This is a genomic window from Streptomyces roseus, assembly GCF_001044425.1.
In the GTDB taxonomy this organism is placed as follows: Bacteria; Actinomycetota; Actinomycetes; order Streptomycetales; family Streptomycetaceae; genus Streptomyces; species Streptomyces roseus.
Window position 1 is genome coordinate 1 of sequence record NZ_LFML01000076.1, and the last position, 14,102, is coordinate 14,102.

General features: G+C 74.0%; 10 protein-coding genes. 7 read left to right on the forward strand and 3 right to left on the reverse strand.

Features of this window, described 5'->3' with window-relative positions:
- Window positions 1-157: 157 nt before the first annotated feature.
- The 6 genes from ACS04_RS19665 to ACS04_RS19690 all read left to right on the forward strand — a co-directional run bounded on the left by ACS04_RS19665 (window position 158) and on the right by ACS04_RS19690 (window position 7,539).
- Window positions 158-1,144 carry an OB-fold nucleic acid binding domain-containing protein gene (locus ACS04_RS19665; RefSeq protein WP_048477972.1) on the forward strand — a complete coding sequence of 329 codons (987 nt, stop codon included), beginning with the start codon at window positions 158-160 and terminating at the stop codon, window positions 1,142-1,144.
- Window positions 1,144-2,217, forward strand: coding sequence for a thiolase domain-containing protein (locus tag ACS04_RS19670; RefSeq protein WP_048477973.1), 1,074 nt, complete (start codon window positions 1,144-1,146; stop codon window positions 2,215-2,217). The genes ACS04_RS19665 and ACS04_RS19670 overlap by 1 nt, the downstream gene beginning before the upstream one ends.
- Window positions 2,214-3,389, forward strand: a complete 1,176-nt coding sequence (locus ACS04_RS19675; RefSeq protein ID WP_048477974.1) for a thiolase domain-containing protein — start codon at window positions 2,214-2,216, stop codon at window positions 3,387-3,389. Before ACS04_RS19670 ends, ACS04_RS19675 begins: the two co-directional genes overlap by 4 nt.
- Before the next feature lie 166 nt (window positions 3,390-3,555).
- A complete protein-coding gene (locus ACS04_RS19680; RefSeq protein WP_107438645.1) occupies window positions 3,556-3,786 on the forward strand; it encodes a DUF397 domain-containing protein in 231 nt (76 codons plus the stop codon).
- A gap of 299 nt (window positions 3,787-4,085) precedes the next feature.
- Window positions 4,086-6,881, forward strand: a complete 2,796-nt coding sequence (locus tag ACS04_RS19685; protein ID WP_245236450.1) for an ATP-binding protein — start codon at window positions 4,086-4,088, stop codon at window positions 6,879-6,881.
- Between the two features lie 157 nt (window positions 6,882-7,038).
- The gene (locus ACS04_RS19690) at window positions 7,039-7,539 is read left to right on the forward strand and encodes a type 2 periplasmic-binding domain-containing protein (RefSeq protein ID WP_048477977.1); all 501 of its coding nucleotides are present in this window, start codon (window positions 7,039-7,041) and stop codon (window positions 7,537-7,539) included.
- Window positions 7,540-7,582: 43 nt separating this feature from the next.
- Here ACS04_RS19690 and kstD read toward each other — a convergent pair whose 3' ends face one another.
- Both kstD and ACS04_RS19700 read right to left on the reverse strand, forming a co-directional pair.
- Window positions 7,583-9,403 (reverse strand): 3-oxosteroid 1-dehydrogenase, encoded by a 1,821-nt coding sequence (gene kstD / locus ACS04_RS19695; RefSeq protein ID WP_209441733.1) that lies wholly within the window; start codon window positions 9,401-9,403, stop codon window positions 7,583-7,585.
- A gap of 204 nt (window positions 9,404-9,607) precedes the next feature.
- A complete protein-coding gene (locus ACS04_RS19700) occupies window positions 9,608-10,732 on the reverse strand; it encodes an aminoglycoside phosphotransferase family protein (RefSeq protein WP_048477978.1) in 1,125 nt (374 codons plus the stop codon).
- Window positions 10,733-10,963: 231 nt separating this feature from the next.
- Here ACS04_RS19700 and ACS04_RS19705 point away from each other — a divergent pair, with 231 nt between their 5' ends.
- Window positions 10,964-12,445 carry a DNA-binding protein NsdB gene (locus ACS04_RS19705; RefSeq protein WP_048477979.1) on the forward strand — a complete coding sequence of 494 codons (1,482 nt, stop codon included), beginning with the start codon at window positions 10,964-10,966 and terminating at the stop codon, window positions 12,443-12,445.
- A 99-nt stretch (window positions 12,446-12,544) separates the two neighbouring features.
- Here the strand turns inward: ACS04_RS19705 and ACS04_RS19710 are convergent, their stop codons facing one another.
- Window positions 12,545-13,990, reverse strand: a complete 1,446-nt coding sequence (locus ACS04_RS19710; RefSeq protein WP_048477980.1) for a PP2C family protein-serine/threonine phosphatase — start codon at window positions 13,988-13,990, stop codon at window positions 12,545-12,547.
- Window positions 13,991-14,102 lie beyond the last annotated feature (112 nt).

Sequence of the window (14,102 nt, forward strand, 5' to 3'; positions counted from 1 at the left end):
CTCCCGGCGCGAGTAGCCCCCGCCCCTGCCCTCTCGTCCCCGCCCCCGCCCCCGCCCCGCCCCCTGTGCAAGCGGCCCGGCCCCTGAGCCCGGCCCCTGAGCCCCGGCCCCAGCCACAGCCACAGCCCCAGCCGTTCGGACCATCGGAGAGACAGCCATGACACCCGCCGCGTCCCCGCCAGAGGTGCTGCGCGCGCCCCTCGTCGTCGAGTTCCCCTTCACCCGCTCCCTCGGGCCCGTCCAGAGCGCCTTCCTGACCGGACTGCGCGAACGCGTCGTCCTCGGCGTCAGGACCACCGACGGCAAGGTGATGGTCCCGCCCGTCGAGTACGACCCCGTCACGGCCGAGGAGATCCGCGAACTCTTCGAGGTCGGCACGACGGGAACCGTCACCACCTGGGCCTGGAACGGCTCCCCGCGCCCGAACCAGCCCCTCGCCACCCCCTTCGCCTGGGTCCTGGTCCGCCTCGACGGAGCCGACACCGCGATCCTGCACGCCCTCGACGCCCCCGGCCCCGAGGCCGTCAGTACCGGCATGCGGGTACGCGTCCGCTGGGCCGAGGAGCGCACCGGAGCCATCACCGACATCGCCTGCTTCGAGCCCGGCGAGGCGCGGGCGGCGGGGCGGGCCGAGGCGCGGGCCGAGGGGCGGGCCGCCCCGCACGACGGGCGGTTCGACGACGCCGTCACCGGCATCGTCGCCGCTGCCCGCCTGGACTACACGTACAGCCCCGGCCGCTCCCAGACCGCCTACATCAACGCGCTCGCCGAGCGGCGGACCGTCGGCGAGCGCTGTCCCTCCTGCCACAAGGTGTACGTCCCCCCGCGTGGCGCCTGCCCCACCTGCGGGGTCGCCACCACCGACCAGGTCGAGGTCGGCCCGGCCGGGACCGTGACCACGTACTGCATCGTCAACATCAAGGCGAAGAACCTGGACATCGAAGTCCCCTACGTCTACGCCCACATCGCCCTGGACGGCGCCGACCTCGCCCTGCACGGCCGGATCGGCGGCATCCCGTACGACCAGGTCCGCATGGGCCTGCGCGTCGAACCCGTGTGGACCGAAGGCGGCCGCCACCCCGACCACTACCGCCCCACCGGCGAGCCGGACGCCGACTACGACGCGTACAAGGAGCTCATCTGATGCCCACGACGAGCAGGTACGCGCGGGACGTGGCCGTCGTGGCCTTCGCGCAGAGCGACCACCGGCGCCGGAGCGACGAGCTCAGCGAGGTCGAGATGGTCATGCCGGTCCTGCACCGGGTGCTGGACCAGACCGGCCTGAAGACCGGGGAGATCGGCTTCACCTGCTCCGGATCCAGCGACTACCTCGCGGGCCGGGCCTTCTCCTTCACCATGACCCTCGACGGGGTCGGCGCCTGGCCGCCGATCTCCGAATCGCACGTCGAGATGGACGGCGCCTGGGCCCTGTACGAGGCCTGGGTCAAGATCCAGACCGGCGAGGCCGACACCGCGCTGGTGTACGCGTACGGGAAGTCCTCGCCGGGATCCGTACGGGACGTCCTGACCCGGCAGCTCGACCCGTACTACCTCGCTCCGCTGTGGCCCGACTCGGTGGCCCTCGCCGCCCTCCAGGCCCAGGCGCTGATCGACGCGGGCGAGACCGACGAGGCCGGGCTCGCGGCCATCGGCGCCCGCAGCCGGGCCGCCGCCGCGGCCAACCCGCACGCCCAGCTGCGCGGCGCAGCCGTCGCGCAGGGCGACTACCAGGTCCGGCCGCTGCGGACGGGCGACTGCCCGCCCATCGGCGACGGCGCGGCCGCCGTCATCCTCGCCGCGGGCGACACGGCGCGGCGGCTGTGCGCCCGTCCCGCCTGGATCACCGGCATCGACCACCGCATCGAGGCCCACGGCCCGGGCCTGCGCGACCTCACCGACTCGCCGTCCACCCGGATCGCCGCCGAGCACGCGGGCGTGTTCGAGGCCCCGGTGGACACCGCCGAGCTGCACGCCCCGTTCTCCTCCCAGGAGGTCGTGCTCCGCAAGGCGCTGCGGCTGGGCGGGGACGACGTCGCCGTCAACCCGTCCGGCGGGGCGCTCGCAGCCAACCCGATGATGGCCGCCGGCCTCATCCGCATCGGCGAGGCCGCCGCCCGGATCCACCGCGGCGAGTCCGACCGGGCCGTCGCGCACGCCACCTCCGGCCCCTGCCTCCAGCAGAACCTGGTCGCCGTCCTGGAAGGGGAACCCGCATGACGCACACGGGGAAGGAGCCGGTCGCCGTCGTCGGCGTCGGCCAGACCAAGCACGTCGCCGCCCGCCACGACGTCTCCATCGCGGGGCTCGTGCGCGAGGCCGCGGTGCGCGCCCTCGCCGACGCCGAGCTGAGCTGGGCGGACATCGACGCGGTCGTCATCGGCAAGGCCCCCGACTTCTTCGAGGGCGTGATGATGCCGGAGCTGTACCTGGCGGACGCCCTCGGGGCGGTGGGCAAGCCCATGCTCCGCGTCCACACGGCCGGTTCGGTCGGAGGCTCCACCGCGCTGGTCGCCTCCCACCTCGTCGCGGCCCGGGTCCACCGCACCGTCTTGACCCTGGCGTTCGAGAAGCAGTCCGAGTCCAACGCCATGTGGGGCCTGTCCCTGCCGGTCCCCTTCCAGCAGCCGCTGCTGGCCGGCGCCGGCGGGTTCTTCGCCCCGCACGTGCGCGCGTACATGCGGCGCACCGGCGCGCCAGACGCGGTGGGCTCGCTCGTGGCGTACAAGGACCGCCGCAACGCGCTGAAGAACCCGTACGCGCACCTGCACGAGCACGACATCACCCTGGAGAAGGTCCGGGCCTCGCCGATGCTCTGGGACCCGATCCGGTACTCCGAGACCTGCCCCTCCTCGGACGGGGCCTGCGCGATGATCCTCACCGACCGGGCGGGCGCGGCCCGTTCGCGCAAGCCGCCGGCCTGGGTGCACGGCGGGGCGATGCGCAGCGAGCCGACGCTGTTCGCGGGCAAGGACTTCGTCTCGCCCCAGGCGGGCAAGGACTGCGCGGCCGACGTCTACCGGCAGGCCGGGATCACCGATCCGCGCCGCGAGATCGACGCGGTGGAGATGTACGTGCCCTTCTCCTGGTACGAGCCGATGTGGCTGGAGAACCTGGGGTTCGCGCAGGAGGGGGAGGGCTGGAAGCTCACGGAGGCCGGGGTCACCGAACTCGACGGCGACCTGCCGGTGAACCCGTCGGGCGGTGTGCTCTCCACGAACCCGATCGGCGCCTCGGGCATGATCCGCTTCGCGGAGGCGGCGCTCCAGGTCCGCGGCCAGGCCGGCGAACACCAGGTCCCGGGGGCCCGCCGGGCCATGGGCCACGCGTACGGCGGCGGCGCGCAGTTCTTCGCGATGTGGCTGGTGGGAGCCGAACCGCCCACCACCTGAGGGGAACCGGACACCCACCGGGCGAGCGCGCGGCCGGCGCGGGGCGTGGTGCCGGACCGGCCACGGGTGACGCACCGTGGCCTGTGCGGCACCCGCCGCGATGGTTACTCTGGCCCCCGGACGACGTACCGGTGGTACCGGGAGGAGCACGCACGTGGCCGAGAGCATGACTTCACAGCCCCTGGCAGCCGGCTGGGGCAAGCCGGACCTCGATCTCAGCGGGGCGGACTGGCAGTCGAGCAGCCGGGGGGCGGGTGACGTCCAGATCGCCTTCGTCGAGGGGTTCATCGCGATGCGCAACGGCGATCGCCCCGAGAGCCCCTCGCTGATCTTCGCCCCGGACGAGTGGCGCAAGTTCGTACTGGGAGCGAGGGGCGGCGAGTTCGACCTGACGTAGGCCACACCCGCGGCGTGCCGCGCCGGCCGCCGGCTTCCCGGCCGGCGGCCCGGCAGGGCCACGACCACCTCTCCGTGCCCGCCGAGCGGGCGGCCGAAGCGGTCGCCGAACGGGAAGAACTGGCGCCCCGTTCGATGTAATTGAGACACCGGTGAACGGTACGGACACCGGATCCCGGAGATTCCGATCTTTCTCGGCCGAACGCCTTCTCCCCAGCGCGCGCGGGCGTACGCTGATGCCCCGAACCGGCCTGGGGGGTACCAGCCATGACGGAACGCCCGACCCGTGTGCGGCGCAAAATGTTCGAACGTACTGTCGAGCTCGCCCTCGTGGACGAGGCGCTGGAGCAGCTCGGCGGCAGCAGGGCCAAGACCGGGGCCAGGACCGGGGCCGGCGGCACGCTGCTCGCCTTCTCCGGTCCCGCCGGCCTCGGCAAGACCACCCTCCTCGCCGAGGTGCGCCGCCGCGCCCTCGCCCGCGACTGCACCCTGCTGGCCGCCCGAGGCGGCGAGCAGGAGCAGACCCAGCCCTTCCACGTCGCCCGCCAGCTCATCCGGCCCCACCTGGCCGGCCGCTCCGAGGCGGAACTGCGCACCGCCCTCGGCAGCTGGTACTCCATCGTCGGCCCCGCGCTCGGCCTCTGCGCCCCCGAACAGGGCGCCCCGCCCGACCCCCAGGGCCTGCGCGACGGCCTCGACTGGGTCCTCACCCACCTCACGGTGCAGCGGGCGCCCGTCGCCCTCGTCCTCGACGACGCGCACTGGGCCGACCCCGAATCCCTCTCCTGGCTCGCCGCCTTCGCGCCCCGCGCCGAACACCTCCCCCTGCTCCTGGTCGTCGCGTACCGCCCCGAGGAACTCCCCGCCCACGCCGAGGCCTTCCGTACGCTGCCCGGCCGCGCAGGACATCGCCCGCTCGCCCTCGCACCGCTCACCGAGGCCGCCGTGTCCGGCCTGGTCCGCGAGGCCGTCGGCGACCACGCCGACGACGCCTTCTGCCGCGAGGCCTGGGCCGTCACCACCGGCAACCCCTTCGAGGCCGTCGAGCTCACCGCCGAGGTCCGCGACAAGGGCCTCGCCCCCACCTCGGCCAGCGCCCCGCTGCTGCGCGACCTCGCCGCGGCCCGGCGCGGCAGCGGCCTCGTCGCCCGCTTCGAGCGGCTCGGCCCGTCCACGGTCCGCTTCGGATGGGCCTGCGCCGTCCTCGGCACCGCGATCCCCCGGGAGCTCGCCGCCCGCGTGGCCGGGCTCGGCCCCGAGGAGGCCGCGGGCGCCACCGCGCGGCTGCGCGAGGCCCGCATCCTGGCCGGACCCGGCGAAGGGGCCGACACAGAACTGGAGTTCGTCCACCCCCTCATCGCCACCGCCCTCTACCGGGCCATCCCCGACGCCCTGCGCGTCGCCCTCCACGGGCAGGCCGCGGTCGCCGTCGTCGACGCCGGGCTCGGATCCTCCGCCGCCGCCCGCCACCTGCTGGAGACCCACCCCGAGAACGACCCCTGGGTGGTACGGACCCTGCGCGCGGCCGCCGCCGAGAACCTGCGGGCCGGCGCTCCCGAAGCCGCCCGCCGCCAGCTCGCGCGGGCCCTGCGCGAGCCCCCCGCCTTCGGCGAGCGCGCCGCGGTCCTGTACGAGCTCGGCTGCGCATCCCTGCTCACCGAACCCGCCACCACCGTCGACCACCTGCGGGCCGCGCTCGCCGAGCCCTTCGACGACCCGGCCCTGCGCCAGGGCATCGTCATCCGGCTCGCCCAGGTCCTCGCCCACAGCGACCGCCTCGCCGAGGCCTCCGACGCGCTCGCGCGGGAGATCCCGTACACCCGGGACCCCCGCGCCCGGTTGCGCCTGCAGTCCGAGCAGTTCATGTGGGACGCCTTCGACGCCGCCGAACCCGACTCCCCGGCCCGCTCGCGCCGGCTGACCGGGCTCGCCGACCGGCTGACCGGCCGCGACCTCACCGAGCGGTACGTCATCGGCCTGCGCGCCTGGGACGCCTGCCTGCGCGGCGAGCCGGTGGACGTGGTCCTGCACCACGCGGTGCGCGCCCTCGGCACCGAGTTCAGCTGGGCGCACGAGGACCGCGGGTTCGAGGTGCCGGTGCTCGCCGCCATGGTCCACATGTACGCGGACCGGCCCGGCCGGGCGGAGGAACTGTTCGAGGCGGGCACCGCAGAGTTCGAGCGGCACGGCTGGCGCGGGGCCCACCTGTCGTTCGCGTACAGCCTGCGCGCCTACATCCGCTACCGGCGCGGGCGGCTCGCGCAGGCCCAGGAGCTGGCCGGGGCCGGGCTGCGGCTCGCCGAGCGGGTGGGGCGCGGCACGCCCGTGCACTGGTACGCCGTCGCGATCCTCGTCACGACGCTGCTCGCGCGGGGCCGGGTGGACGAGGCGTGGGAGCTGGCGCGGGAGCACGCGTTCGGGCAGTCCTTCCCGGCGGCGGTGGTCTTCCCCGACGCGCAGACCGTGTACGCGCAGCTGCTGCTGGCCCGCGGCCGGACGAAGGAGGCGGCGGCCCAACTGGAGGCCGTGGACCGCAGGCTGAGCCCGCGCGGCATCCGCAACCCGTCCTGGTGCCCCTGGCAGCTGCACCTGGCGCGGGCGGTGGCGGCGCACGAGCCGGCCCGGGCGCGGGCCCTGGCGGCCGACGCGATCCGGCGGGCCCGGGCCTTCGGCGCGCCCTCCGGGGTGGGGCAGGCACTGCGGGTGGCGGCGGAGGTGGCGGCGCCGCGGGAGCGGGCCGGGCTGCTGAGGGAGGCGGTCGGACTGCTGTCGGCCTCGCCGGCGGGGTACGAGCTGGCGTGCGCCCTGGCCGCGCTCGCCGCGGAGCTGGGCGACGCGGAGCTGCTGGCGCGGGCGGTGGAGACGGGCCGCGAGTGCGGCGCGGACGGGCTCGTGGCGAGCCTGGGCGGCGCCGCCGGGGAGGCGGTGTGGGCGGAGCGGATCACGGAGGAGGAGCGCCGGGTGGCGGAGCTGGCCGTACGGGAGGATCCCGCGGCCCGCGGCCGGGAGCGGGAGCTGTCGGCGGTCTGCCGCAAGCTGGGTACGGACCGGCGCGGTCTCGCGGAGGCGCTGGAGGCGCACGCGCGAGACCGGTGAGGGCAGGGGCCGGTGTGAGGGGAGGGGGCCGGTGAGGGGAGGAGCCGATGTCCGCCGGTGCCCGCGGAGCCCCCGCCTCCGGGCGGGACCGGAGACAGGACGGCCGTGGCGGCGGCCCCGGGGCCGGAAAAGCGGGGCGGGCACGTACCATGGCGGCATGTCCTTCCTCCGCCGCAACCGCGCCGCCACACCCGCCGGCCCGGACTTCGACGTCCTGGCCATGGACCCGGGGGACTGGCCGGGCAATCTCGGGGCAGGGCTGCTGCCCGCGCCCGACGGCAGCTGCCAGGGCGTCTTTCTCCGCTACGACCTGTTCGGCGGACGCGGCCCCGCAATGATCATCGGCAACCTCCCCGAGGGCTCCCCGGCCCGGGAGCTCGACGACGGCCAGGTCCCCTTCGAGGTGGCCCAGCTCCTCGACGCCCTCGAGAACGACGAGGACGTCGAGGTCACCGGCATCGAGGACTGCCCCGTCATGCAGGGCGACAACCTCCTCATCGTCCGGAAGGTCAAGCTCTCCGAGGGCCGGATCAGCTGCGTGCAGTTCGACCGCAGCGACAACGTGCTGGTCACCATCGCCAGCTGGGACCGGCCCATCACCGACGACCTGTACGCCCTCCTCAAGCCGCTCCCGGCCGAGCTCTTCCAGCAGGGCTAGGCAGGGCCGCGGCGGGCAGGACGGCCAGGGGGCACGACCCTCCCTAAGGGGTGTCCGCGACGTCGTTCGCCGCCACGTAGCCGAAGGTCATCGCGGGACCGATCGTGGACCCCGCCCCCGCGTAACTGTGCCCCATCACCGCCGCGCTCGCGTTCCCCGCCGCCCACAGGCCCCGGATCACCGAACCGTCCGGGCGCAGCGCGCGTGCCCGGGCGTCGGTGACGATGCCGCCCTTCGTGCCCAGGTCACCCGGTACGATCTTGAAGGCGTAGAACGGCGGAGCCCAGATCGGGGCCAGGCAGGAGTTCGGCTGCACGCCCGGGTCCGTGTAGTAGTGGTCGTACGCCGTGTCGCCCCGGTGGAAATCGGAGTCCGTCCCGTTCCACGCCTGCGCGTTGAACCGGTTCAGGGTGGCGCGCAGCGCCCCCGCCGGGACCCCGATCTGGCCCGCCAGCGCGTCCCAGGTCCACGCCTTCTTCGCCGCACCGGCCTCGTACCAGGCGTCCGGGAAGACGATCGTCGGCAGGACGTCCTTGAACAGGTACTTGTTGCGGTAGTTCTGGTCCACGATGAGCCAGGCCGGGATGTGCGAGCCCGTCGCCCCGCGGTCCTTCTCGTACATCACGTGCACCACGTCGCTGTACGGGGCCGCCTCGTTGACGAACCGCGCGCCCGCCCCGTTCACCATCAGCCCGCCGGGCAGCGTGCGCTCCGCCAGGCAGAAGTACGGTTCGCCCGGCAGCGGGATCGACGGCCCCCACCAGGCGTCCTCCATCAGTGCCAGCGCCGCGCCCGCCCGCTGGCCCGCGCGGATCCCGTCGCCCGTGTTCTCCTTCGCGCCGACCGACCACTGGGTGCCGATCGGCTGCTGCTGGTACTGCGCCCGCATCTGGGCGTTGTGCTCGAAACCGCCCGAGCCGACGATCACGCCCTTGCGGGCCCGTACGACACCCCGCACGCCCTCCTTGTCCACCACCACGCCCGTGACGGCACCGCCCTCCTGCACCAGGTCGACCAGCGGGCTGTTCAGCCACACCGGCACCCCGGCCCGCATCAGCCCGACACGCAGCCCGGCCGCCAGCGCCTGCCCCATCGTCAGCGGCTTCTGCCCGTACAACGCGGCCTTGGCCCCGCGCGCCAGGCACTCCGTGGACACGGCGAGGCCCTTGGCGTTCACGGCCGCCAGGTTCAGCCACTTGTAGTCCTGGCTGAACACCACCATCCCGGCGGGCACCGGCATGTACGCCGGATTCAGCCGGGCCAGTTCGGCCCCCAGGAGATTGCCGTCGATCTGGTCGGGCTCGATGGACCGGCCGTTCGCCAGGCCGCCCGGCAGGTTCGGGTAGTAGTCGCTGTACCCGTCCATGTACCGGAAGCGCAGCGGGCTGTTGGCCATCACGAAGTCCAGCATCCGGGGGCCGTTGGCGAGGAAGGCCGCCTGCCGGTCGGCCGGCGAGCCGTCGCCGACCACGGCCGCCAGGTACGCCGCCGCCTTCTGCGGGGTGTCGGGCACCCCCGCCGCCAGGATCACCGAGTTGTTCGGCAGCCAGATCCCGGCCCCGGAGCGCGCGGCCGAACCGCCGAACGTCGGCGCCTTCTCGACCACCAGGACGCTCAGCCCCCGTCCGGCGGCGGTGAGCGCGGCGGTCATCCCGGAGGCCCCGGACCCGACCACGACGACGTCGTACTCGCCGAGCGGAAGCCCCGCACCGGACCCCTCCGCCAGCGCGGGGGCCGGGGGCAGCACGGCCGCGGCCAGCACCCCGGCACCGGCCCCGGCGAGGACCGCACGGCGGGAGGGCGGGGGAGCGGGAGGAGCGGGCGGAGCGGGGGCGGGACAGGCGGACTCGGCGCTCGCGGACATGGGCGGTCTCCAGCGGAGTGGGGAGGCGGGGACGGTGCGCGGCTCCAGCATTTCTGATGCCAAGTCAGAAAAGGTGTTCGGGGGATCATGTGATGTCAAGACATGCGCAGGGGTGGCGATACGGCCCGGAACGCACGAAATCCCGTGGTACGCACACCGGGTGCGTACGGCACGGGATTTTCGTACGGGGCCGGACCGCCGGGGTCAGCGGGTCCCGACCGCCGCGCGGACCGCCCTGCGGGCCATGCCGCAGTCGTCGTGCAGACGGCGCAGCAGCAGCCGCTGCTCCTCACCGGAGGACAGCGAGCCCGCCGGCAGCGGGTGGTTCGGGGCGCTCGCCAGCATGGACCGCTGGACCGCCGTCTCACACATCCGGATCTCCCGCGTCAGCACCAGCATCAGGTTGACGAGGAACGCGTCCCGCGAGGCGGGACCCGCCGACTGCGCGAGCCGGCTGATCTGGCTGCGCGCGGCCGGGGCGTCACCCAGCACCGTCCAGAGCGTGGCCAGGTCGTATCCGGGCAGGTACCAGCCCGCGTGCTCCCAGTCGAGCAGCACCGGCCCCGCCGGGGACAGCAGCAGGTTCGACAGGAGCGCGTCACCGTGGTTGAACTGCCGCTGGACACCCGCCAGTTTCAGCCCGCACAGCAGCTTCTGGAGGTCACCCAGATCCCGGTCGGTCAGCAGCCCCAGCTCGTGGTACCGCGCCACGCGCTGCCCGTAGTTCAGCGGGTCCCCGAAGAGATCGGTCGCGGGACGCCACTGGTTCACCCGGCACACCGCGCCCAGCGCGGCCCGTACGTCGGCCCGTGGCGGGGCCTCGACGGGGTGCCTCTGCAAAGCCGCGACCCGGCCCGCCATCCGTTCGACCACCAGCGTGCAGTTCTCGGGGTCCGCGGCGATGAGCCGAGGCACCCGGACCGGCGGGCGGTGCCGGACGAACGCCCGGTACGTCGCTATTTCGTGCCGGTACCGCTCGCGCCATTCCGGCGAGTGGTCCAGTAAAACCTTGGCGACCGCGGTCATCCTGCCTGTCGTCCCGACCAGCAGGACCGACCGGCCGCTGCGCCGCAGCACCTGGACCGGCGCGAACTCCGGACAGATCCGCTGCACCGAGGCCAGCGCGGTGCGCAGCTGCGCGCCCTGCGGCCCCGAGAGGTCGATTCTTCCGCTGAGCGGCTGCGACCCGGTACCCGGCAGCCGCCGGGCCCGAACGGCGCCCTGCGCCGGTGCCGCCGGGCGGCCGGGATCGAGGTAGGGGCCGCCGCCCGCCTGGAGCGTGCGGTGCGGCCGGACCGGGGCGGACACGGAGGACGTTGCTGCGTACATGGCGTTTACGGATCCCTTCGTGCGCCGACGAGTTGCGTACGCCACCCCGCCGGTCCCGTACTTCACCCTGGGGAGTTCCGCCCGGAGACCGGGTCGGGGAGGCGCATTCCTACCTGACACCAGGCCGTGGGTGGCGGACCACGAAGCGTGCCCTGGCGAAGGCTGGCGAATATGCACGGGGCCTCTGACGGCGGGCTAGTGTCACATCAGCCGAGAACCTGGGGGCTTGACGTGAGCAAAGGACCAAACACCCGCCTGAACGACTTGTTCGGCCTGGCCGGCTGGTCGAAGGGTGAGCTGGCGAGGATGGTCAACCGGCAGGCGGCGGCCATGGGCCACCACCAGCTGGCCACCGACACCTCGCGGGTACGGCGCTGGATCGACCTGGGGGAAACCCCGCGCGAACCGGTGCCGACCGTACTGGCAGCCCTGTTCACCGAGCGGCTCGGTCGTGTCGTGACCATCGAGGACCTCGGGTTCGTACGGCAGCGGCGCACCACCAAACGGCAGCCGGACGGGGCGAAGGAGAACCCCGACGGAATGCCCTGGGCGCCCGAACGCACAGCCGCGGTCCTCACCGAATTCACGGGAATGGACCTCATGCTCAACCGTCGCGGTCTGATGGGCGCGGGTGTCGCGCTCACCGCCGGCTCCGCCCTCACCCACGCCATGAACGACTGGCTCCACACCGATCCCGCCCCCGTCAAGGCCCCGCAGACCTTCGGCGACTCCTACCAGGCCGATCCGATCGGCTACGACCGCTACGAAGCCGCCCCCATCGGTTCCCAGGAGATCGAGGTGCTGGAGCGCTCCGTGGAGGTCTTCCGCGCCTGGGACGCCTCCCGCGGCGGCGGACTCCAGCGCAAGGCCGTGGTCGGCCAGCTCAACGAGGTCGGCGGCATGCTGGCCTACCACCACCCCGACCACCTCCAGCGGCGGCTGTGGGGGGTGGCGGCCAACCTGGCGGTGCTGGCGGGCTGGATGTCCCACGACGTGGGCCTCGAACCCACCGCGCAGAAGTACTTCATCATCGCCGCGCACGCGGCCCGCGAGGGCGGGGACCGGCCGCGGGCGGGCGAAGCGCTCTCCCGGGCAGCGCGCCAGATGGTCCACCTCGGCAAGCCCCACGAGGCCCTGGACCTGATGAAGCTGGCCCAGTCCGGATCCGGCGAGCAGACCCTGCCCCGCACTCGCGCGATGCTGCACACCATCGAAGCCTGGGCGCAGGCCGCAATGGGCAAGGGCCAGGCCATGCGCCGGACCCTCGGCGAGGCCGAGGACCTGTTCGTCTCGGACAAGGGCGACGTCCCCCCGCCGTGCTGGATGCAGAACTTCGACGAGGCGGACCTGCACGGCATGCAGGCCCTGGCCTTCCGCACCCTCGCCGACCACGACCCCTCGGTCGCCCCGATCGCCCAGCGGCACGCACGCGAGGCGCTGCGGCTGCGCGCCCAAGGGCACCAGCGCTCGCAGATCTTCGACTACATCTCCATGGCGTCGGCTTGTTTCATCGCCGACGACCCCGAGCAGGCCGACCGCTACGCCCGGCTCGCGCTGGTCTCCATGAACGAGACCTCCTCGCACCGGACGTGGGACCGGCTGCGCGAGATGTACCGGCTGACCGGTCAGTACGCCGGGTACGCGCGGATCGAGGACCTGCGCGAGGAGATCAAGACGGCCCTGCCGAACAGCCCGTCGCAGCGCACCGTCTAGCGGTGCGCGCCCACCGCGCCGGCGGGTGCCCCGGCGACCGTACGCACAAGAGAAAGGCCGCGCCCCGCGGCGCGGCCCTGAGACATCGTCACGAGGTGCTCAGCCGCCGACCCTGGCCACCAGGACGCAGGCGTCGTCCTCGCGTTCACCCGCCCCGAACTCCTCGACCACCGTCCGCAGGCAATCCTGTGCCGACCGCGCGGCCGTGAACCGCGGTGCGAGGGCCAGCAGCCGCTCGGCGCCGTCCGCCCGGCCGAACTCGATGCTGCGCGGCGTCAGTCCGTCCGTGTGCAGGACGAGCACGTCGCCCGGCTCCAGCACCTCCTCGGCCTGCCCGTACGCCGCTCCGGAGGTCGCGCCCAGCAGCACGCCCTCCGGCGGCCGCAGGGCGCGGCCGGACCCGCCGCGGAACAGCAGGGGGGCCGGGTGTCCGGCCTGCGCCCAGGACAGCGCGCGGCGTGCGGGATCGTAGCGGCAGCACACGGCCGAGCCGAGCGCGGGCTGGGCCGAGGACTCCAGGAGCTGGTTGAGCCAGCCCATCAGCGGGCCCGGGTCGATCCCGGCCATCGCCATGCCGCGCAGGGCGCCGAGCATCATCGCCATTCCGGAGGTGGCCGTCACCCCGTGCCCGGTCAGGTCGCCGACGGTCAGGAGCGAGCGGCCGTCGGGGAGTTCGAGCGCGTCGTACCAGTCCCCGCCGATCAGGGCGCTCTTCGCGGAGGGCAGGTAGTGCGCGGCGACGTCGAGCGCGCCGTCGGTGTGGTGCGGGAGCCGCAGGGAGCCGCGCCACGGGGGGAGCACGGCTTCCTGCAGCTCGACCGCCAGCCGGTGCTCGGTCTGCGCGATCTCCCGCCGGCGCTGCAGCGAGTCACGGGACTCGCGTAACGCGCGCTGGCTTCGGCGCAGCTCACTCACGTCCCGGAACACGGCCCACATGGAGGCCGTGCAGCCGTCGGAGTCGAGCACCGGCTCGCTTCGCATGTGCAGCGTCCGGACGTGGCCGTCGGCCCGGACGATGCGGAACTCGCCGTCGATCGGCTTCCCGTCGACCAGGCAGGCCGTCACCATCGAGGTGAGCAGCGGCTGGTCCTCGCAGAAGAGGGCGGAGCCGAGCTCGTCGAGGGGGAGCGGGCCCGCCTCGGGCGGACGGCCGAAGATCTGGAACAGCTCCTCCGACCAGTCGACCTCGTCGGTCAGCAGGTTCCACTCGGCGCTGCCGACGCGGGTCTGCGGTGCCTCGAATCCGGTCGCTTCGGGTCCCGCCGCCTCGTCCTCGGCCGCGTCCGCTGCGGGCCCATCGAGCTCGGGGGAGGCCGGCAGGCCCTCCTTGAGCTGGCCCAAGTGCTCACCCAGGTCGTCGAGCTGGTGGACGGCGAGGTCGCAGAGCGCGCGCTGCCACCGCCCCTCGGCGTCGTCGTCGGCGACGGTGTCGCGGCGCACCGCGTCCACCTCGCCGCGGAGCCGCCGGGTCTGCGAGATCAGTGCGTCCACCGACCCGGGTTCGGGCGGCTGCGCGGGACGGTCCGCGAAGAGGTGGGACGGCATGAGAACTCCGATACAGGCGGCGCGGCACGGCCATGTCTGAAGGAAGGACCGGTTACGACTGTGGCACAGGCGGCGACGGCCCGTAAGGCGTTTGGCAACATCCGTAAGGGCC

Excerpts from the sequence above, each read along its gene's own strand:
- ACS04_RS19685 (WP_245236450.1), top strand. The coding sequence starts at position 4,086 with ATGTTCGAACGTACTGTCGAGCTCGCCCTCGTGGACGAGGCGCTGGAG.
- ACS04_RS19670 (WP_048477973.1), top strand. The coding sequence starts at position 1,144 with ATGCCCACGACGAGCAGGTACGCGCGGGACGTGGCCGTCGTGGCCTTC.
- ACS04_RS19700 (WP_048477978.1), bottom strand. The coding sequence starts at position 10,732 with ATGTACGCAGCAACGTCCTCCGTGTCCGCCCCGGTCCGGCCGCACCGC.
- ACS04_RS19690 (WP_048477977.1), top strand. The coding sequence starts at position 7,039 with ATGTCCTTCCTCCGCCGCAACCGCGCCGCCACACCCGCCGGCCCGGAC.
- ACS04_RS19675 (WP_048477974.1), top strand. The coding sequence starts at position 2,214 with ATGACGCACACGGGGAAGGAGCCGGTCGCCGTCGTCGGCGTCGGCCAG.
- ACS04_RS19680 (WP_107438645.1), top strand. The coding sequence starts at position 3,556 with ATGACTTCACAGCCCCTGGCAGCCGGCTGGGGCAAGCCGGACCTCGAT.
- kstD (WP_209441733.1), bottom strand. The coding sequence starts at position 9,403 with ATGTCCGCGAGCGCCGAGTCCGCCTGTCCCGCCCCCGCTCCGCCCGCT.
- ACS04_RS19710 (WP_048477980.1), bottom strand. The coding sequence starts at position 13,990 with ATGCCGTCCCACCTCTTCGCGGACCGTCCCGCGCAGCCGCCCGAACCC.
- ACS04_RS19665 (WP_048477972.1), top strand. The coding sequence starts at position 158 with ATGACACCCGCCGCGTCCCCGCCAGAGGTGCTGCGCGCGCCCCTCGTC.